This is a genomic window from Clostridium sp., from assembly GCF_026168755.1.
Lineage (GTDB): Bacteria > Bacillota > Clostridia > Clostridiales > Clostridiaceae > Clostridium.
The window spans coordinates 64518-86698 of the sequence record NZ_JAPFDR010000008.1 but is presented as its reverse complement, the minus strand read 5'-3'; the positions used below and the strand labels follow the sequence as shown (position 1 = coordinate 86698).

The window sequence follows — 22181 nt, the reverse complement described above, 5'->3', positions numbered from 1 at the left end:
CACCACCTTAATTTATTTATTTTATTAATATTATAAACTACTCTTAATATTTTATAAACATGTTATTACTCAATATTTCTTATAGTTTCTACTAAACTCATTTTCTTAAGCTTATTTAACGGTATTAATGAAGCTATAAGAACAACTAATAAATTAATTGTAAATCCTATTACAAATGGCTGCCAGTATATTTTTGATGAAACCGAAAAACCAAAATCTATTATTTTAATTGCGTATAATACTAGACCTACAGATAATCCTCCTCCGATTATAGATGAAAATACTCCATGAAGAATCCCCTCTAGTAATACCATATTTGTTAACTGCATTCTAGTCATTCCTATAGTTCCTAACGTTCCAAACTCCTTTTTCTTTAGAAGTATATTAAGTGAAATAGTGTTTATAACATTAACTATTCCTATTAAGCTTACCATAACAATAAAACCATAAACAAATACATTTATAACTGTCCACATTTGTTGTTGCATCTTATTATCTTCATTTAAATCATTAAAAGCTTCCCCATACTCATCTGCAATTTCATGAACTGCTTTTGATGCTTCTTCTGTTAATTCTTCATTACTCATATCACTATACCTAAACTTTATCCATTTATTTAAATACAATTCACTTGTAACTTTCTCGTAATCTGTATATCCCATTATTATTGTAAAATTATAATTATATCCTTCTTCAAATGGATTTTTATCAATAACCTTCTTAACTTTAAATTCTATACATCTATCTTCTGCTTTATCCTTTAATAAACTTTCAGTATAATTTTCATTAAGAAATTCATTAAAATTACTTACTGGTACTTTAAAGGTATCTCCTTCTTTTAAGTTAGTTATATTAATATTTTTTAATTTACCATTTTCATCATACCGACTTCTACTATTAACTAATATTACTTCATTTTCCTTTAAACCATCAGTGATACCTATTTCTTTTAATGAATTATCATCGAATCCATAAATTTCAACATTACTTAAAAATTCATCCGCATCGTAAGAAAATATCTCTTTAAACTCATCTGAAATTAAATTTAAATCCAAAGCTAAAAGTGATATTCCTGTTCTTGCTTGAATAAACTTTTCTCCTATTCCCTCAATTTTATTTAATTTCTCTTCTATTTCACTGCCATATTCACTACTTGCATAAATTTCACCATGAGTTATACTGCTTTTATTTATATAATTAAGTTCCTCTATTCTCTTGATATTTAATGTTGTAAATAATATAAACATTATTAAAGATATGCTTAGCGAAAGAATTGTAACTATAAATCTCTTAGAATTTTTTCTTATATTTTTATAGGCAATCCAACCTTCAATACCAAATATTTTTCTAATAATTTTACCATTATAATATTTTATTTTCTCATTACTTTTATTACCCTTTATTATGTTTATAGGAGATATCTTTCCAGCTTTTTTTGCTGGCCCAAAAGATGCCATAAATATTGTTATTATTCCTATTATTGTAGTAAATAATATTATACTTGGATAAAACTTAACTGATAATATTCCTTCTCCATCCCCAATCATCATTACTATCTTACTTTCTAATAATTTAACAGTAGTCCATACCCCTATAAATCCTGATGCTACTCCAAAAGGTATTGACATCAAGCATAAAACTAATGATTCTCTAATAACTAATCTCCTTACTTGACTTGGAGTTGCTCCTATACTTCTTAATATTCCAAATTCAGTCATTCTCTCTGTCACAGAAATATTTATTGCATTATAAATTAAAAATATAGTGACAACTACAATTATTCCTATCACAAATATAACTGCTCCATTAATTGCAGTATTAATTCCTGTATACCCTGTTTGTCCACGCAATGATAATAGTTCATTATGGATATAAATTTTCTCTTGATTTACCTTTAAGTTATTTGCTTTACTTATAGCTATATCTATTTTATTTTTTCTATCTTTAACTGTAAATCTAATATCATAACTTTTATTATTTTTTATTTCATCTAAACAAGTTACTGCATAAAAATATTTCCCATTTGTGCTAACGCTCTCTTTTGAAAATCCAACAATAGTATACTCTTTAAAGTTATTAGTCTTTACCTCTTTACCATCTTTATAAGTTATTTCTTCAACCTTAATCTTATCGTTTATACTTAATCCTAAATATTCTTTAGCATGACTATCTATAATTAACTCCGAACTTTCCGTAGGCAATCTTCCTTCTGTTAATTCATGATTAAATATTTCATTTAAAGCAGTCTCATCATCACTCTCAATATGAACTTCAATATCCTCATATCCATCTATCTTATAAGATCCACTACCTTCAATTGTACTAACTCCAACTTTATCTAAATCAACATCATTTCTTAATATAGAAATTACCCTCTCATCAACATCAAAGAAAAGAAATTCATAATCTCCATTTCCTTTAATAGCTCTATCATACATAAAATCCCTAAAACTTAAACCTAAAAATCCAACTCCACTAATAAGAGATAATGAAAGTATAATTCCTATAATAGTAAATAAACTTCTCTTCTTATTTTTCTTTAAATATTTTAAAGTAATATCACTATAACTTCTCATTATTTAATCACCTCATCAGTAGTGATTTGACCATCTTCAATAGTAATAACTCTATCTGCAGATTTTGCTATATTAATATCATGTGTAATTAAAATTAATGTTTGATTATACTTTTTAGCACAGTATTTCAAAAGTTCTAATACTTCCTTTGAATTTTTAGAATCAAGATTTCCTGTTGGTTCATCTGCTAAAATAATTGATGGCTTATTAGCTAAGGCTCTTCCTATAGAAACTCTTTGCTGTTGTCCTCCTGATAACTCTGATGGATGATGATTTCTTCTTTCTTCTAATCCTAATAATTTTAAAAGCTCATTCATATAATTTTTATCTATCTTTCCATTATCTAAAAGTACAGGCATTTCAATATTTTCTTCTGCAGTTAAAACAGGTATTAAGTTAAAAAATTGAAATACAAATCCCAACTTTCTTCTTCTCAAAATTGCTAATTCTTTTTCCTTTAATTTATAAATACTTTCCCCTTTTATTATTACTTCTCCAGAAGTTGGTTTATCTACCCCACCAAGTAAATGCAATAATGTACTTTTCCCAGATCCAGATGGTCCAACTATTGCTACAAATTCACCTTGTTCTATATTTAAATCTATATTTTTTAAAGCCGTAACTTCAGCTTCTCCACTACCATATACTTTGCTTAAATTCTTTACTTCTATAAGTGACATAATTGTAATCTCCCCTTCATTTTCTATTATAACTATAGTATAAAATTTGAATATTACATTACTATAAATTCAATTATTACAATTTATTAATATTAGGCATAATAAAAGTGAAGTAAACCTACCTTATCTACCTCACTCATATAACTTATGCTAATTTATACTTACCATCATTTTCATTATCCCATTCTAATTCACATATAGACTTTCCTTCAACATATATTTGATGCCATAAACAAAACATAAATACTGTCCAAACCTTTCGTGAATTATCTTTTTCACCTTGAATATGCTCATCTAATAAATTAATCACATATTTTTTATTTATTAATTCATCTACATCTGCATTATTAATAATTTCTCTAACATATTTCCCTAAATCACTCTTTAGCCATACTCTTATAGGTGTTGGAAATCCAAGCTTTTTCTTTTCTTTCATATAAGGTGGAACTATATCTTTAAATGATTCTCTTAATAAAACTTTTGTATTGCTTTTATTTACCTTTTGGGATAATGTTAAACCTTCAGCACACTTTAAAACTTCTTTATCTAAAAATGGTACTCTTACCTCCAAAGAATGTGACATAGACATTTTATCAGCTTTTAATAAAATATCTCCTTCTAACCAAGTATTCATATCTATGTATTGCATAGTTGTAACATTATCGTAATTATTCTTATCACATTCTTCATATAAACTAGATAAAATATTGCTACAAGTATTATTTTCATCATAATCATGTATTATGTTTTTTACCTCTTCATCGCTAAATATTTTAGCATTCCCTATGTATCTATCCTTTAACTTAGTAGTACCTCTTAATAAATAGCTTTTTCCCTTTATATCTGGAAGTAATTTAGCTATCTTATTAACCTTACCTTTTACCCCTTCCGGTAAATATGAAAATGGTTTAAGACTATAATATTCCTTATAAATGTTATATCCCCCAAATAATTCATCTGCTCCTTCTCCAGATAAGACTACTTTTACATGTTTTCTAGCTTCCTCTGATAATAAATAAATACCAACACAAGATGGATCTGCCAATGGATCATCCATATAATAAGCTACACTTGGAAGAGCTTTTATATACTCCTGTTCAGATACATTTACTGATATATTTTCTATTCCTAAATATTCTGCTGTTTTCTTTGCAAAGTTTAATTCATTATAACCTTCAACATCAAACCCAATAGAAAAAGACTTAATTTTAGGATTAATTTTTGCCGCTAATGCTGTAGTAATAGTAGAATCTATTCCTCCAGAAAGAAAAGTTCCAACTTCAACATTTGCTATCATATGATGTTTTACAGAATCATTTATAATATCATAAACATTTTTTTCTCTTACATCTTTATTACTAAATTTATATTTATGATATCTCTTAAATTCTATGTTACCATTTTTTATTGTAAAATATGTTCCATTTGGAACCTCTTTAATTTCATTAACAATGGTATTATAGTTAGGTGTATATTGAAATGATAAATAATTTTGTAATGCACTCTTATCCACACTTACTTTACCAACTAACTTTACCAAAGACTTATATTCAGATGAAAAAGCTATAAATTCATCATTATTTATATAATATAAAGGCTTTATTCCAAAATGATCTCTAGCACCAAATACTATATCTTTTACTTCATCATATATAATAAATGCAAACATACCTCTTAACTTATCTAAACATTTTTCTTCATAATTAATATAAGATGTTAAAAGAACTTCAGTATCTGAATTAGTAGTAAATTCATTACTTTTATTTAACTCTGCTCTTAACTCATTATGATTATATATCTCACCATTAAATATAATAGTTCTATTTTCTTTTTTAAATGGCTGATTTCCACATTCTAAATCTATTATACTTAGTCTATTAAATCCAAATGCGATATTATCTTTTATAAAGTATCCTGTATCATCTGGTCCTCTATGAATTATCTTTTCTGTTAATTGTCTTATAAGTAGTTCATCAGCTTTTTTATTTTTATAATATATAGATATATGACCACACATCTTATAACCCCCTAAATCTTTTAAAATTTTGAATTGTTTTTTTAGTAATTAAAATATATTTCTTTATTTATTCTTTACATATTTTTTACTTATTTTTCACATTCTCCATTATATCATAAAAAAAATTTATTTATCTAACCTTAGTTATTTTTAATGTTATTTTAAGAAAACATTAAAATAAAACCTTTAATATAAAAAAGTGAAGCAATTTTAAATTACTTCACCTTTTTATTATTTAAATTTTACTGATTTATAAATATAAATAACCATACTTCCAATTAATATACTTAAAGCTATATATAAAAATATTATTGATATGCTTTTACCGTTATTCATTGATGTAGCTATACTAATTTGAATAAATAAAACTAAAGTCAATATTTCAACATTCATAATTTTAATAAATGTTGATGCCATTGAATATTGTATATCTTTATTTTTATCATTTATTTCAATACAATAATTACAAACTTCAGGATACTTAGATAATATAGCAAGTCCTATATAAATTATTATTGCTATAGGTAATAATATAAATAGTGTATTTTTAGAACCATAGGAATCAATTTCACCCTTAAAATTAAAATGAGTTGGTACTATATCAGGCGCCTTTATCCAATATATACAAGTAATAACAATTAAAGCTACAACTAAAACTACACCTATTATATCTAAGTATTTGTTTATTTTTACATATTTCCCTTCATTCCCCCACTTATCCATTATTACTCACCCCTTAAATATTATAATTACTATTATACTCCTTATTTTTAAATAAAAATCTAATATTACATTAAATTACAAATGATATTTTTCTTAACCTGCTTACTTTAATAATAATAATAATAATAATAAAACTATAAAACACTTCCTTCTTGCAACATCATTTTAAAATCCTCCCAAGCTACAAACTTTCCTCCCATACTTTCTAAATGATTAGTATGCATTTGACAATCTAAAAATAAATCTCCTTCCTCTTCAAGTCTTTTGCAAATACTTATTAAAGCTACCTTAGATGCATTTGGTTCTGTAGAAAACATACTTTCACCAAAAAAACATCTTCCTATATTAACTCCATAAAGTCCACCTACAAGCTTATTATCTTTATACACTTCAACACTTGACGCAAAGCCTTTATTAAATAAATTTATATAAGCTTGCTTCATATCATCAGTAATCCATGTACCTTCTTTATTTTCCCTAAGCTCTTTGCACTTACTTATTACACCTTCAAAATCATTATTAAAAGTAACTTTAAATTCACCTTTATTAAAAACTCTTTTCATTGACTTTGATATTTTTACTTCTTTCGGCTTTATAATAAATCTAAGCTTTGGGCACCACCATAATATTGGCTCATCATCACTATACCAAGGAAATATTCCATTACAATAAGCCAACAAAAGTCTTTCCCATCTTAAATCTCCCCCTATAGCCAACAAGCCATCCTCTTCTGATAACTCTGGCTTTGGAAACATTATTTCATCTGTTAGTTGATATATAGGCATAATTTCATCCCTTTCATCAAATATTTAATACTCTTAAATTATCACAATACTAAAATCTATGGAAGATTAAATTAAAATGAAGTCACACCTAATTTACTAATAGTAATTAGAAGCGACTTCATTTTGGTTTTAATTTCTATAAAAAATATTTATTCATAAGTAAATGCGAGTTCACCTTTTCCTAAAATAGCTGTAGTATGTTCTGATATTGGTTTTGTTAACATTATTTCAACCTTAGGTGAATCTTTAGTAAACTCTACATAATACTTTAAAGATCTACTATCATTTTCTATAATCATCAAAATCATAGGCTCGTTAGGAGTTTCTAATTTTAAAGTCATCTTGCTCCCAGAACTTTGAGAAAAGTGGTATATACCCTCTTTATAAATATCAGCCTTTGGTGGTTGATTTTTATAGCTTATAACACTAGCATCTACTCTTGTTGTTGATGTTATTAAAAACATAATAACTATAATTGCAACACTTAATTTTTTTATCATTAGTTTTCAAATCCCTTCTATAAAAAATTTAACTATATACTTAAAGCTATTTATATTCTTCCTTTCTGACCTTAAATATATTCTTTATTATAAAAAGGAGTAATAAGTACATTCATTACTTTGACCTATACTTATCACTTAAATTTATTTTAAACTGCCTTTAATTTACTCTTTTCATCATTTTTATTGTTTCTTTTATTTATAATATAATCCACAATAATCGCTATGGCTCCATCTCCAGTAACATTAGTTGCAGTTCCAAAACTATCTTGTGCTGCATGTAATGCAATCATAATCGACTTTTCCATTGCTCCAAATCCAAGCATTGATTCAAGTAGCCCCAAAGCAGCCATAATACCTCCTCCTGGTACTCCTGGTGCTGCAATCATTGTAACTCCTAACATAAATATAAATGGCATTATCATTCCAAAAGTAGGAGTTTGTCCATTCATATACATGACCGCCATAGAAGTAAGAACTAAAGTAATAGTGTCACCTGCTAAATGTATAGTTGCTCCTAGGGGTACAACGAAATCTAAAACTTCCTCATTAACTTGATTCTTTTTAACACATTGAAGTGTTACTGGAATTGTTGCTGCTGAAGATTGAGTTCCTAAGGCAGTCATGTATGCTGGAAGCATATTTTTTATTAACTTAAAAGGATTTTCTCCTTTAATAGCACCTGCAATACAATATTGCAGAGCTATATATAATAATTGTAGTGAAAATAATATTATATATACTATTCCAAAAGACTTTAATGTATTAAATATTTCACCACTATAGCTTAACTTTGAAAAAATACATCCAATATAAATTGGAACTAATGGTATCAATACCTTAGTAACAATCATTAAAACAATTGAACTAAATTCATCTACTACTTTTAACATTGCACTATTTTTAATTTTTGATAAACCTATACCAAGTATAAATGCTAATACTAATGCAGACATTACTCCCATTATTGCTGGTATTTCTATATTAAAATATGGCTCTATAGATTTTCCTGCTTCACTCAATGAAAGTTTACTCTTTATTAAGTTAGGTAATATCCCAACACCAACTAAATATGCTGCAAATCCAGACACTAATGTAGAAATATATGCTATTATCGTAGTTATTATAAGACCTTTTCCTGATTTACTTCCTAATGATGCTATTCCAGGAACTATAAACCCAATGATAATTAAAGGAATTACAAATGATAAGAAGTTCCCAAATAAGTCACTAAAGGTCACTAGTATTTTTATTGGAAATTGAATATTATTTGCCCCACACAATAATCCAATTCCAATTCCTAATACTAAACATAATAATATTCTTGTAATTAAAGATAGTTTTTTCATTAAATCCCCCCTTGTTGTCCTTTGTTGAAAAACATCTGTACCTCTATTAAATTCACTATAACTAATTTTTTTATGATTGTCAAATTAATTTGAAAAAAAATTTATATTAATGATAATTTACCACTACTATAAATTTATTAATTTTCGTTACTATATATTAGTAACTAACTTTTTTAAAAGAAAATCATTTTTATTGAAAAAACAATTAATGTTATGCCACCAAAAAAACTGGCATATTTTGATATAAATCCTATCTTTCTTATATATCTACATAAATAAAATGTAGCTGTACATAATATCAAAGTTATAAATCCAACAATAGAACAATCCCCTATCATAATTAAAGCATTACTTATGTAATTAAATCCTGTAAAGCCTACAACAAAAGCATCAATACTAACGGATATTCCAAGTATTAATACCATTCCTTTCTTCAATAATAAGGTTTCATCCTCTTCACTACCTTCAAATCCCTCCTTTATCATTAATATACCTACTATAGATATAGCAACACCTCCAACTATATTAGGAATAGCTGTTACATATTTTTCAAATAAATGTCCTCCTATTCCCCCTAAAAGAAAGAACAAAAACTGAAATATTGCAAAAGAAATTATAAAAGCTATTTTATTCTTACGTATAACCTTAGGATTTACTCCAATACTTACAGTTACTCCAACAGCATCCATGGCTAAAGCAATTCCAACTATAATTAAATCTTTTAAATTCATAACTCCCCCCACATTTACATTATTTATATAATTTTATTATTAATTTTATCAACCTATGATTCATATTGTAAATTTTATTTTTTACATCTTTTATTTAATACTATTTTGTTGTATAGTATATATTGTATTTGAAAATAAAAGAAATAGTATATCACATTAATATCTATCTTCTAGGAATTAATGTATATTTTAAACTTATAAATTTTAATTAATTTGAACTTTAAAGGAGAGTATTTTAATGGCAAATTGTATCATAGCACAATCTGGAGGTCCTACAGCAGTTATAAATTCAAGCGTTGTTGGATTAGTTGAAGCAAATAACACTTTAGGAGCTTTTGACAAAGTTTATGCAGGTTTAAATGGAATTGAAGGAATTTTAAATGGTAATATAATAGAACTTTCATCATTTTCTCAAGATGACATAAACAGATTTAGATATACACCTTCATCAGGTTTAGGTTCTTGTAGATATAAAATGAAAAAACTTGAAGAATCAACCGAAGAATATGATAAGCTACTTGAAATCTTAAAAGCTAATGATATTAAAGCTTTCTTTTATGTTGGTGGTAATGACTCTATGGACACTACAGCTAAACTAAGTTCTTATGCAAAAGAAACTGGAATAGATGTTAAGTTTATTGGTATACCTAAAACTATCGATAATGATTTAATGTACACTGATCATACACCTGGTTTTGGTAGTGCCGCTAAATTCATTGCAACAAGTGTACTTGAAACTTACCTTGATTCGTCTGTATACATAAACAATGGAATATTCATTTTAGAAACTATGGGGCGTGATACTGGATGGTTAGCTGCATCTGCTGCATTAGCGAAATTAAATGGAAAACAAGTAGCAGATTTTATTTATTTACCTGAAGCCGCCTTTGATGTAGATAAATTTTTATGTGATGTAAAAAATAAATTTGAAGAACAAAATCAAGTTTACATAGTTGTTTCTGAAGGAATAAGAACTGCTGAAGGAAAATTTGTTGCAGAAGCCCATGCTCAAGCTCACGATAAATTTGGTCATGCTCAATTAGGCGGTGTTGGTGCTTACTTAAAGAATTTAATAATCTCTTCTGGTATAACTAGTAGAGTTAAATCTTTAGAACTTGGAGTTCTTCAAAGATGTGCTATGCATTGTGCTTCTAATATAGATTTAGAAGAAGCTTATGAAGTTGGATATGAAGCTTTAAAGCAAGCTAACCTTGGTAAATCTGGTTATATGATTGCAATAAAAAGAGAAAATAATGTACCTTATAAATCTTCTTATTTCTTAATCGAAGCTGATAAGATTGCTAATAACGTTAAATACTTCCCAACTGAATGGATAAATGAATCTGGAAATAACTTAAAAGAAGAAGCCTTAGAATATTTAGCTCCTTTAGTTTCTGAAATTCCAGATATAATTTCAGCTACACCAATGCCATCATTTAAAGTTTTCAATAAATAGAATGATATTGCGCACCACATGGAATCGAAAAAATGAAATATTTATTTTCCGGTAATCGTGAAATTTTCACCTAGAATTTATATGATTTGTGCTATAAATTATTTCTTAATGTGATACGCATAAAATTGTATCTTTTAGCTTAGAAGCAAGTGATAAAGAAAAATTAATGATATTATTGGAAGGAATATTGTAATTAAGTTTTAGAATTTAATTATTTTTGTAGGAAAAGGAGCGTTAAGAAGCTGAGGGAACAAAGTGACTTTCGAAGCTTTAGCCCTTTTTCCGGAGAAAATAATATAAATTCTTAACGCAAATTACACAATTCCTGGAGATAATATCATTAATTTTCGTCATCACGGCATTCAAGCTATAACCAACAATTTAGTATTTAGCGTAGCGTCTACAAATATATTCGATTGTATCTAAAAATATATTTGCTTCTTTTTTGCTATTATATGCTCCTAAGCTTATTCTAACTAATCCTGGAGTTCCAACTTCACTCATATATCTTTGTAAATCACTATCTGATATTCCAAGAACTCTCCTTGTATATGGGTGCGCACAAAATCCTCCTTCTCTAACCCCTATTCCTCTTATATTGGCAAGTGCTTCTCCAACCTCTTCATAAGTCATTCCATCAATATTAAATACTAAAATTCCTAATCTATCTTTTATATTATCATTATCACCATACAAAATTATTTTTTCAAATTGCTTTAACTCTTTAATTAAATATGAAAGTAATTCTTTCTCATTACTTTCAATAGTTTCAAATCCTATTTTATCCATTTCTCTAAGAGCTTCAGCTATTGCTACAGCTCCAAAAAGATTAGGTGTTCCTGCTTCATTTCTCTCTGGTGTATCTAACCATAGTTGACGATCATCAAGTACAATTTGAACAGTTCCCCCTCCCTTTGAAGCTGGTTCTTTTTCATTAAATATTTCTCTTAAACCAATAATAACTCCACTTCCAAAAGGTGCATATACTTTATGACCAGAGAACACCAAAAAATCTATATTTTCATTAATATCTTCTTGTGTCATAGATATTTTTTTATGTGGAATTAATTGAGCACCATCAACAATTATTTTAGCTCCATATTTATGAGCAGCTCTTGCTATTCTTCTTATATCATTTACATAACCAGTAACATTTGATGCTCCTGTTATAGTAACATATTTAACTCTTTCTTGGTACTTCTCTAATAACAACTCTATTTCTTCTACTATAACTCTTCCATCCTTATCTACCTCAACATGTTTTAAATTACACTTATTTCTCCAAGGTAAATCATTTGAATGATGTTCCATTCTAGTAGTAATAACTATATCATCCTTATCTTCAATTAAAATATTAGATAATTTATTTAATCCATCAGTAGTATTACCAACAAAAATTGCTGTATATATATCTTCAGGTGCATTAAAATACTCTAATATATATTTTCTAGAATTTTCATATAAATCACTACAATATTGAGATTTTTTACCATCACCTCTTGCAATTGATCCATAATACTCACTAGTTTCTAATATGATTTTCATAACTTTTTTAAAAGGCGGAGTGGTAGCTGCATTATCAAAATTTATAGGAATTAATCTTCCTTTTCCATCTACATTAACCTTTTTATCCAACCCTATAAATAGTTTTCTTAAATTATCTATATTTTCCTTATGCATAATAATCCCCTCCACTATAATATATTCCTTGCTTTATCTATTGTGATTATTTAATCATAATAGATTATTCAACTTGTAATATACCTCTCATTATAGTCATATTCTATAAAGTAACATATGTGTTTAAAATACATATATTATTAATAAATTATTACTTGGAGGGTATTAATGAGTTCAGAAAAAAGTAATATTGAAAAATATAATAATACCGATGATGATTTAAATTTTATTCCTTTAAAAATTGACTCATCTTTAGCACCTAATAGTACAAAGTTCCCATTGCAATTTAATGTAGATGCAGTTTCTGTAACTAAAACTTCGGGAACTATATCGTTAGGTTTTCCAAATTTAAATATTAACCCAACACCATTGCCATTGACTACAAACCCAATAACTGAATTAGCTCCACTTACACCTTATCCTAAGAATATACCAACTTTGGATTCAAATACATCTTTAAATGGGAATATTAATAGTACAACTAATAGTAATGATTACAACAATAACTACAATAATAATGAAAACTATATGAATTCTAATAATTATAATAATATTAATTTAGAATATCCAAGTGAACAAGATGACAACTTTCTTCATTCATATAACGAAACAAAAGTTAATGAAAGATATTCAGATGATTCTGTTAATATACTTGATATTTTAAGAAATTTTGATATATCAGTAGACTTTTCTTCAGATGAATTTAGAAAAAATAATTGTACTGAAGATGAAGTTGATGAATTATTTGCATTAATAGAAAAAGATAGCCCAGGAATATTAGCTACTATGAAAACCTATAGAATTCCCTATCCTATTGCTAAGTTATTAATAAAAAAAATAATACAAATTTCTCTTGATAACTGTAAAAGGTAGGTGATTTATATGGAACAATTTTCAAAATCACTTCCTCGAGTTGAGACTAGTGTGAGAATTCTTCATGCTGTTCCTAATGCCCCAAATGTTGATGTTTATCTAAACGGCTCTCTTTTAACAAGTAATTTGGCCTTTGGAAAAATATCTAAATATAGTGTTTTTTCACCTGGTGAATACGAGTTTCAACTATTTCCAACTGGAACTTATGATAAACCACTATTAAGTCAAACTATTCAATTAATAGCCAATGCTAATTATACAGTTTCAATAGTTACACTATCTAATGATTTATATCTATTTAGATTAAAAGATGCTAATATTACTGCAAGTAAATCTCAAGCATCTTTAAGATTTATTAATTTAACTTCAAATGCCCCTTTGCTTAGTTTAGCCTTGCCTAATGGAGTTACTCTATTTAACCAAGCAGAATATTTAGAAACTACAGGATATTATCCATTATCAGCTGGAATTTATAATTTTGAGGTTCTTTTGGGTTCTTCTCAGGTTACTACAAAATTTATAAAAAATATTACATTAGATGGTGGTAGATTCTATACTATTTATATTATAGGACTATTTAACGATAAACCACCTCTTGGATATCTCTTTGTTGATGATGCAATCTAAAAAAAGGAGTTGTTGAAAAACATCTCCTTTTTAATTTGATATAGATTTACTATAATAGTATAATTATAAGGAAAACTTCGTCTAACTGGAGGAAATTATGATAATACTAAGTTGTAAAGATATATGTAAAAGTTACGGAATTCGCGATGTCCTTAAAGATATTACATTTTCAATAAATGATGGTGATAAGGTTGGAATTATTGGTGCTAATGGTGAAGGTAAATCAACCCTTTTTAAAATAATAACTAAAGAAATATCTCAAGACTCAGGTGAAATATTTATAGATAAAAATAAAACTTTAGGATATTTATCACAAAATTTAGCATTAGGCTCTGATAAAAATATTTATGAAGAAGCTCTTTCTGTATTTCATGAGCTCCTAAATATTGAAGAAAGGCTTTCATCTTTAGAAATAAAAATGAGTGAACCTTACGATGAAAATAATGCTTCATATCATGACAAGCTCATAAAAGATTATACTACTCTTCAAGATATATATTCACATAAAGGTGGTTATGTATATAAAGGTGAGATATCAAGAGTATTAAAGGGGCTTGGCTTTACTGAGGATGATTTTTATAAATCTATAAATACTTTAAGTGGTGGACAAAAAACAAGAGTTGCATTATGTAAATTATTACTACGTAAGCCGGATATTATTTTACTTGATGAACCTACTAACCACTTAGATTTAGAAGCAATTAGTTGGTTAGAAGATTATATGAAAAACTATAAAGGAACTGTTTTAGTAATATCTCATGATAGATTCTTCTTAGATTCAGTAACAACTAGTACTTTTGAAGTTATTGGCGGAAAAGTTGAATGCTATAATGTTCCTTATTCTAAATTTATAGACCTTAGAAAAAAGAATTATGAAGCAAAGCTTAAAGCTTATAATCTTCAACAAGCTGAAATTAAAAGACAGGAAGCAATTATTGAAAGATTCCGTTCTTTTAATCGAGAAAAAAGTATAAGAGCTGCTGAAAGTAGAGAAAAAGCCTTAGATAAAATGGAAAGAATTGAAGCTCCAACCCATGAAAAGGAAGGTTCTAAGATAAAGTTTGAAGCTTCCATAAAAAGTGGATATGATGTTTTACATATAGAAGATATGAATAAATCTTATGGTGAAAAAACATTATTCACAAATTTAAATATTGATTTAAAACGTGGTGAGAAAGTTGCTTTAATTGGTGAAAATGGTAGAGGAAAAACTACGCTTTTCAAAATAATAATGGATAAAGTAGAAGCTGATAAAGGTGTTAAAGTATTAGGTACTAACGTAAATGTTGGATATTATGATCAGGAACAATCAGATTTAAATTTAGATAAAACAATATTAGATGAAGTTTGGGATGAGTTTCCTAATTTAACAACCTCTAAGCTTAGAAGTTATCTAGCTTCTTTCTTATTTACTGGTGATGATGTATTTAAAGTTATAAATACTCTAAGTGGTGGTGAGAAATGTAGAATAAATTTATTGAAGCTTATGCTTTCTAAATCTAATTTACTTCTACTAGATGAACCTACTAATCACCTTGATATTATCTCTAGAGAAGCTTTAGAAGATGCTATATTAGAATATGATGGAACCTTAATGGTTATATCTCATGATAGATACTTCTTAAATAAAGTAATTGGACGTATACTTGAACTTAAAGAAGAAGGTGTTTCTGAGTACCTTGGTAATTATAGTTACTATCAAGAAAAGAAACTTAATCCTACACGTTTTGAAGATTATGAAGAATTAGCTAATGGAAAAACTAAAACTCAGCTTAAAGATGAAAAGAAGAAAAAGCGTGAGGCAGAAAAAGAGGCTAAAACTCTTCAAACTAAAATTAAAAACCTTGAAAAAACAATTGCTGAAAAAGAAGATGAATTAACAAACTTACAAGAACAACTTTGTTTAGAATCTGTTTACTCTAATCCTTCTGAAAGTCAAAGAGTTAATGGTGAAATTAAAAAACTAGAAGATACTATTTCTCAACTTTATGAAGAATGGGAAAGCTTAGTTTAATTAATGACTAAATAAAAAGTCAGTCCTAGACTGACTTTTTCATATTAACATTTTCCTATACAGTTTCTGCTACATTTTGATTAACTGTATCTTTACTAAAGGTATTTACTACAGCTTTTCTTAACATGTCAACTGGAATAATTGTAATTGCCATAAGAATTACAACTAACCAATGATTAATAGAGATTGGTGTACAACTAAACATTTCTCCACCAATAATTGTTAATATTACTTGAACCACTATTATTATTCCCATTACTTTTAAGAAACTCATATTTTCATTTATATGTTCAAATATATTAGCATTTTCACTTCTTACATTAAATCCATTAAACACTGCACAAAGTACAAACATTGAGAAATATGCTGTCATATGCTCTTCTGTATTATTAAACATTTCTACAAAATATGGAGCTTTCAAGAATATAAAGCTTAATATAGTTACCCATGCCCCTGCAAAAACAATTTGATTCATCATCTTACCAGAAACTATACTTTGAGTTCTTGATTTAGGCTTTTCAAGCATATATTTCTTAAGTGCTGGTTCAGAACCTAAAGCTAATGCTCCAAGACCATCCATAACTAAGTTAATCCAAAGTATATGAGTAATTTTTAACGGCTCTTCAATTCCAAAGAATGGTGCAATAGCACATACAGCAACGGCTCCAACATTTATAGTTAATTGGAATTTTATAAACTTTAAAATATTATTATAAATTGTTCTACCATATAAAATAGCATTTTCAATTGATTTAAAGTTATCATCTAATATTACTATTGAACCTGCCTCTTTAGCTACATCTGTACCACTACCCATTGCAAAACCAACATCAGCTCTCTTTAATGCAGGAGCATCATTAACACCATCACCAGTCATACCACATACAAGATTTAACTCTTGAGCAAGTCTTACCATTCTTGATTTATCTGTTGGTAATGCTCTAGCTATTACCCTTAAATTAGGTATAATAGCCTTTACTTCTTCATCAGACATTTTGTTTAATTCTTCTGAAGTTAATGCAACATCTTTATCTGATTTTAATAACCCAGCTTCTTTTGCAATTGCAACTGCTGTTTCTTTTCTATCACCAGTTATCATTACAACTTGAACACCTGCATTTTGAACTTCCTCAATAGCTTGTTTAGCTTCCATTCTTACATCATCACGAATTCCAACAAATCCAACAATAACCAAATCATCTGGAAGAGTATCCTCTACTAGTCCACTTTCACTGTAAGCAAATGATAAAACTCTCATAGCTCTTACAGCTAATTCATCTATCTTATTGTTAATTTTATTTTTATTTATCTCAACTACATTTCCGTTTTCATCTAACATTTTTGTAGCTTTTGCAAGTAATCTTTCTGGAGCACCCTTATATACTGTTTTTCCACCTAATTGACTTGCTGAATATTTATTAGCTGAATTAAATCCTTGTGATTTTTCAACAACTATACCTGTTAATTTTGACATCTCTTGTTGTGTTAAGAAATTAAGTAATGCCTTATCAGTAGCATTTCCTCCAACAACTTTACCATTTGCATCAAACATTGCTCCTGTATTTTTACCAATACAAAGATTCATCATTTCTTTTACTTTAGAACCATCTTTATAAGTATCTTTTAAATTACCATCAAAAAATTCTACAACTTCTAATTCACCTTTAGTAATTGTACCTGTTTTATCTGAGAATAATATATTTAATGAACCTGCTGTTTCAATACCAATTGGCTTTCTAACAAGTACATTATTTTGTAACATCTTAGAAGTATTTCTCATAAGAACAATCGCAATCATAAGAGGTAACCCCTCCGGAACTGCCATAACAACAATAACAACAGCTAACATAACTGCTTCTAATACATCTTTAAATATTAATACACCACCATTTGAAAAGTAGTCAGCAAAACCACCAGCTACTATTACCTTATGTCCTAATAATGCTAATGCAATAACAACTGAACCAATATATCCAAACATAGAAATTTGCTCTGCAAGCTTAGTAAGTTTAACCTTTAACGGACTTGCTACTTCATCATCAGCCATATCTGCAGCCATAGCACCCATCATAGTTTTCATACCAACTTTAGTAACTTCCATAACCCCTTCACCATTGAATACTACTGCACCTCTAAATAAAGAGTGAGCATCAACAAAGGTATCTCCAGTCACATCTGCTGTCATAGCACTTTCTTTATATGCTTTAGAATCTTCTACTGCAAATTTTTTACACTCTTCTGCTTCACCATTAAGAGCTGAATTATCTACTCTTAAATCCCCTTGATACAAATATCCATCAGCTGGAATTTTATCTCCACTTTGAAGTATTACCATATCTCCAACAACAAGTTCATTTACTTCAATTTCAATAACCTTACCATCTCTATATACTTTGCATACTTCCTTTTTAGTTGAGTCTTTTAACTTTCTATACTCATTATCACTTGCAATTTCTGTCTTAGCTGAAATCCCTGTTACTAATAATACAGATATTGCTATACCAATTAACTCTCCAAATTCAGCATATCCCATAAATGCCATTATTGCCATAATTGCTGCAATTGCTAACAATAATTTAATCATTGGATCATCAAATGCACCCTTAAATTTGTCCCAAAACGTTTCCGGCTCTGCTTCATGGATTACATTATCCCCATAGAGCTTTCTACTTTCATCTACTTGCTTTTTATTAAGCCCTTTAATCATTCCACTCTCTCCTTAAATAAAATTTACATATTTTAATATAATAATCAATATATATTATATTATCATTTATTTTAACATTTTGAAAATATTACAATGTTAAATTTTTTAAAAAATATACATGCAAAAGTAACTTTATCTTTTGCATGTACCTCTTTTAACTATTGATATAAAGCTAATACTCCATTTAAATCAGCAATTTTTCCTTCTCCAATAGCTTTAAATTGCCATTCTGATCCACTCCTATTAAGTTCTGCAAATATTACAGATGTAGCAGTTGATCCATTTTCCTTTAAATTAAATCTACATAACTCTTTTCCATTTTGATCTAAGTCAACTAATCTAACATATGAATTGTTTATCATTCCAAAAGTTTGTCTCTTAGCCATTGCTTCGTGAATTGTAACAACAAAGACTATTTTTGCTATGCTTGAATCAATTTTATCTAGTTCTATGTTTATAGTTTCATCATCGCCTGCTCCAGCTCCAGTTCTATTATCACCAGCTAAAGCAATTCCTTGACCTGATCTATTATTAAAGAATATTACATTTGAAACAGTATTAAACTTATTATTAGCATCTAATAAAAATGCTGCTATGTCTAAATCAAAATCTGAACCATTATTTGAAATATCCCATCCTGCACCAAGCATTACTCTTTTTAATCCTGGATTTCTCTTTGTTAAATCTAAAATATCATTTTTATTTAAGTTTAAAATCCCACCAGCTGGTGTGCTATTATTTGTATTCCCTGTTAAATTTCCAAATCCTGAACCTAAATTAATTCCCATAATTAATTCCTCCTCTATTTATACATATCTGCTAAAGATTTAACTGTAGCTTTTAATAATTCTCCCTTAGCTTTAAATTGCCAATTTCCATTTGCTCTTTGTAATTCAGCAAAAAGTAATGCTGTATTATCTCCTCCATCTTCTGATAGATTATATCTACAAATTTCCTTATTACCTTTATCTTCATTTAATATTCTAATATAAGCATTCTTTATCTTAGAAAAAGTTTGTTTTCTTGATACTGCATCATAAATATTAAGAGCGAATATAACTTTTTCACATTGAACTGGTAATTTATCTAAATCTACTGATATTTTTTCATCATCTCCATCACCAGCACCTGTTCTATTATCGCCATGTAAGTATATTCCATCACCTTTTAAATTTCCGAAGTATATTACACCTCTATTTATTAATTTATCATTACTATCTAATAATAATGCTATTAAATCTAAATCACAATCTGGTCCTATATTAAAGAAACCTTTCTTAGCAACATCCCAGCCAGCACCTAACATAACATGCCTTAATCCTGGTTCTGCCTTTGTTAAATCTAAAATATCATTTTTTTTCAAGTTTAAAACTCCAACCATATTTTTTACCCTCCAAATCTCATATTCCTTACATATATAATCCTAAAATTCCATTTAAATCAGCAATCTTTCCTTCTCCAATTGCTTTAAATTGCCATTCTCCACTTACTTTATATAATTCTGCAAAAATTACTGAAGTAACTGTTGAACCATTTTCTTTTAAATTGAATCTACAAATTTCTTTTTCATTATGCTCTTCATCTAAAATTCTAACATAAGAATTTTCTACCATTCCAAAGGTTTGTCTTTTTGCTTGAGCTTCATGTATAGTAACAACAAAAACTATTTTTTGAACATGTGATGAAATTGATTCTAAATCTAATCTTATTCTTTCGTCATCACCATCTCCAACCCCAGTTCTATTATCACCTTCTAGATAAATCCCTTGTCCTTGCATATTGTTAAAGAATATCACGTCATCAGGTATATTTTGAACCTTTCCATTTATATTTAATAAAAATGCTGCTATGTCTAAATCAAAATCTTGCCCTATACTCGCTACATCCCATCCAGCTCCTAAGATAACTTTCTTTAATCCTGGATTCTTCTTTGTTAGATTTAAAACATCATTCTTTTTTAAATTTAATGCATTTACTCCATTATCATTTGCATTAGAACGCATATTGTTCATCATTGAACCTAAGTTAATTCCCATTTTTATACCTCCTAATTCTAAACACCGCTTTAAAACGCTATTGAAAATTATTTTATGTGATAAATTATACCACTTAATAAATTTATTTTCAACTCTTTTCGAAGTATATTTTATTAGTTTTTCTATTTATTTTAATTGTTCCCATTTTTATTCACTATCCTTAATTATTTTAAAAATGAGCTATATTCTTTTTCATAGAGTGTTTAATTTGTTCGAGTTTAGCTGAATTCTCTACTCTTTGTGCTCTATTTGCTTCTTGAATTGCTTTAGTATCCTCAATTCCTTTCATTATTGTTTCAAAAGATTTCTCTAATGTAGAAATCGCTACTGAACTTCCTGATGCCATTCTTGCAATCTCTACTGACTGTCTAGCTGTATTTTGGGCATTTCTCATAATAAGCTCATTAGTCTTATCATCTAACTGCTTAATTGATTTAGCTTGAATTTCTTGTCTTTTTAATATAACAGCTTGTGCTAAGCACTGCTTAAATATTGGCAATGTAACTATAAATGATGAATTTATTTTTCTCATTAGATTAAAATTAGACATTTGTATAGTTTGAATCATAGGTGCTGCTTGAATTGCAACATTTTCTGCAATTTGAAGATCATATACACGTTGTGATAACATTTCCTTACTTATTTCAAGTTTTTGAGTTAACATATGCTTTTCTTCTTCATTCATTGCAGTATTCATTGATATTTGCTGTATATATAAATCTATTTCTTCTAATGCTAATTCTCCTGCAACAATATACTTTTCTAATAATTGATAATAATGAAGATTGGCATCATATAATTTCTTTAAATTAGCATTTGATTCTCTAATATCATTTTCATATTTCTTTAATAATACATATACCTTCTCTACTTCATAACCCATAGTATCGTATTTTTGAAATAATTTAGCTACACTATTACCTACACCTTTTATAATTTTGGAGAACATAGATTGCTTTTCTACGCCTTCAAGTTCTTTAACATCAAATTTATCCATTATTTTAGTTAAGTTTACTAGCATTTCACTAGCTTCTTCTGACTTTACAGCCTTCATTGATTTTAATAATTCATCAGAAACCTTAGATATATTTTCACTTGCTTTTTGTCCAAACATAACTATAGAGTTAGGATTTTGAATTTCTACTTCATTAGTAAGATCTTGAACTTCTTTCATTCCTCTTAATCTTTGTTTATATTCTGATATAGTTGCCATATCAAAGTTATCATTTGGAATTTGTGCATTGTTATCTTGATACATCCCCATTTGACCTTGGTAATTCATTTGTTGGTTTGGATACATTCCTGCTTGCCCCTGATATCCCATTTGTTGATTTTGATATCCCATTTGCTGATTTTCATATATATCTTCATTAAATGTTTGTCCAAACATATTATTATCATTATTATTCATATGTAATTCTCCCCTC

General features: G+C 27.8%; 18 protein-coding genes. 4 read left to right on the top strand and 14 right to left on the bottom strand.

All coding sequences use genetic code 11. The features are described from left to right. Nucleotides 1-65: 65 nt before the first annotated feature. From Q0Y03_RS05160 to Q0Y03_RS05125, 8 genes are all read right to left on the bottom strand, one after another. The gene (locus Q0Y03_RS05160) at nt 66-2576 is read right to left on the bottom strand and encodes an ABC transporter permease (protein WP_297712773.1); all 2511 of its coding nucleotides are present in this window, start codon (nt 2574-2576) and stop codon (nt 66-68) included. Next, nucleotides 2576-3256 carry an ABC transporter ATP-binding protein gene (locus tag Q0Y03_RS05155; protein WP_297712772.1) on the bottom strand — a complete coding sequence of 227 codons (681 nt, stop codon included), beginning with the start codon at nt 3254-3256 and terminating at the stop codon, nt 2576-2578. The genes Q0Y03_RS05160 and Q0Y03_RS05155 overlap by 1 nt, the downstream gene beginning before the upstream one ends. A gap of 145 nt (nt 3257-3401) precedes the next feature. Continuing rightward, on the bottom strand, nt 3402-5273 hold the full coding sequence (gene asnB, locus Q0Y03_RS05150; RefSeq protein WP_297712771.1) for an asparagine synthase (glutamine-hydrolyzing): 1872 nt from the start codon (nt 5271-5273) through the stop codon (nt 3402-3404). A 231-nt stretch (nt 5274-5504) separates the two neighbouring features. Continuing rightward, nucleotides 5505-5996 carry a DUF1648 domain-containing protein gene (locus tag Q0Y03_RS05145; RefSeq protein ID WP_297712770.1) on the bottom strand — a complete coding sequence of 164 codons (492 nt, stop codon included), beginning with the start codon at nt 5994-5996 and terminating at the stop codon, nt 5505-5507. A 134-nt stretch (nt 5997-6130) separates the two neighbouring features. Continuing rightward, nucleotides 6131-6781: a leucyl/phenylalanyl-tRNA--protein transferase gene (gene aat / locus Q0Y03_RS05140; protein ID WP_297712769.1), complete on the bottom strand. Its 651-nt coding sequence runs from the start codon at nt 6779-6781 to the stop codon at nt 6131-6133. Nucleotides 6782-6930: 149 nt separating this feature from the next. Further along, a complete protein-coding gene (locus tag Q0Y03_RS05135) occupies nt 6931-7281 on the bottom strand; it encodes a hypothetical protein (RefSeq protein ID WP_297712768.1) in 351 nt (116 codons plus the stop codon). Between the two features lie 149 nt (nt 7282-7430). Continuing rightward, on the bottom strand, nt 7431-8630 hold the full coding sequence (locus Q0Y03_RS05130) for a dicarboxylate/amino acid:cation symporter (protein WP_297712767.1): 1200 nt from the start codon (nt 8628-8630) through the stop codon (nt 7431-7433). 173 nt (nt 8631-8803) lie between these two features. Next, on the bottom strand, nt 8804-9361 hold the full coding sequence (locus tag Q0Y03_RS05125; protein ID WP_297712766.1) for a manganese efflux pump: 558 nt from the start codon (nt 9359-9361) through the stop codon (nt 8804-8806). Nucleotides 9362-9599: 238 nt separating this feature from the next. Here Q0Y03_RS05125 and Q0Y03_RS05120 point away from each other — a divergent pair, with 238 nt between their 5' ends. After that, on the top strand, nt 9600-10817 hold the full coding sequence (locus Q0Y03_RS05120) for a 6-phosphofructokinase (RefSeq protein WP_297712765.1): 1218 nt from the start codon (nt 9600-9602) through the stop codon (nt 10815-10817). Nucleotides 10818-11198: 381 nt separating this feature from the next. Here the strand turns inward: Q0Y03_RS05120 and Q0Y03_RS05115 are convergent, their stop codons facing one another. Further along, complete coding sequence (locus Q0Y03_RS05115; RefSeq protein WP_297712764.1) at nt 11199-12497, bottom strand: aminotransferase class V-fold PLP-dependent enzyme; 1299 nt, start codon at nt 12495-12497, stop codon at nt 11199-11201. A 168-nt stretch (nt 12498-12665) separates the two neighbouring features. On the opposite strand from Q0Y03_RS05115, the gene Q0Y03_RS05110 reads away from it, so the two are divergent. From Q0Y03_RS05110 to abc-f, 3 genes are all read left to right on the top strand, one after another. Further along, a complete protein-coding gene (locus Q0Y03_RS05110; RefSeq protein WP_297712763.1) occupies nt 12666-13370 on the top strand; it encodes a hypothetical protein in 705 nt (234 codons plus the stop codon). A 9-nt stretch (nt 13371-13379) separates the two neighbouring features. Continuing rightward, the gene (locus Q0Y03_RS05105) at nt 13380-13997 is read left to right on the top strand and encodes a DUF4397 domain-containing protein (RefSeq protein ID WP_297712762.1); all 618 of its coding nucleotides are present in this window, start codon (nt 13380-13382) and stop codon (nt 13995-13997) included. Nucleotides 13998-14094: 97 nt separating this feature from the next. Further along, nucleotides 14095-16011, top strand: coding sequence for a ribosomal protection-like ABC-F family protein (gene abc-f, locus Q0Y03_RS05100; RefSeq protein ID WP_297712761.1), 1917 nt, complete (start codon nt 14095-14097; stop codon nt 16009-16011). A 55-nt stretch (nt 16012-16066) separates the two neighbouring features. Here the strand turns inward: abc-f and Q0Y03_RS05095 are convergent, their stop codons facing one another. From Q0Y03_RS05095 to Q0Y03_RS05075, 5 genes are all read right to left on the bottom strand, one after another. Continuing rightward, nucleotides 16067-18718: a calcium-translocating P-type ATPase, PMCA-type gene (locus Q0Y03_RS05095; RefSeq protein WP_297712760.1), complete on the bottom strand. Its 2652-nt coding sequence runs from the start codon at nt 18716-18718 to the stop codon at nt 16067-16069. Nucleotides 18719-18876: 158 nt separating this feature from the next. Further along, the gene (locus Q0Y03_RS05090) at nt 18877-19506 is read right to left on the bottom strand and encodes a TerD family protein (protein WP_297712758.1); all 630 of its coding nucleotides are present in this window, start codon (nt 19504-19506) and stop codon (nt 18877-18879) included. Between the two features lie 14 nt (nt 19507-19520). Then, the gene (locus tag Q0Y03_RS05085; RefSeq protein WP_297712757.1) at nt 19521-20099 is read right to left on the bottom strand and encodes a TerD family protein; all 579 of its coding nucleotides are present in this window, start codon (nt 20097-20099) and stop codon (nt 19521-19523) included. A 28-nt stretch (nt 20100-20127) separates the two neighbouring features. After that, nucleotides 20128-20754, bottom strand: coding sequence for a TerD family protein (locus Q0Y03_RS05080; RefSeq protein WP_297712756.1), 627 nt, complete (start codon nt 20752-20754; stop codon nt 20128-20130). Nucleotides 20755-20923: 169 nt separating this feature from the next. Next, entirely contained in the window at nt 20924-22165 is a 1242-nt protein-coding gene (locus Q0Y03_RS05075; RefSeq protein WP_297712755.1) for a toxic anion resistance protein, read from the bottom strand. Nucleotides 22166-22181 lie beyond the last annotated feature (16 nt).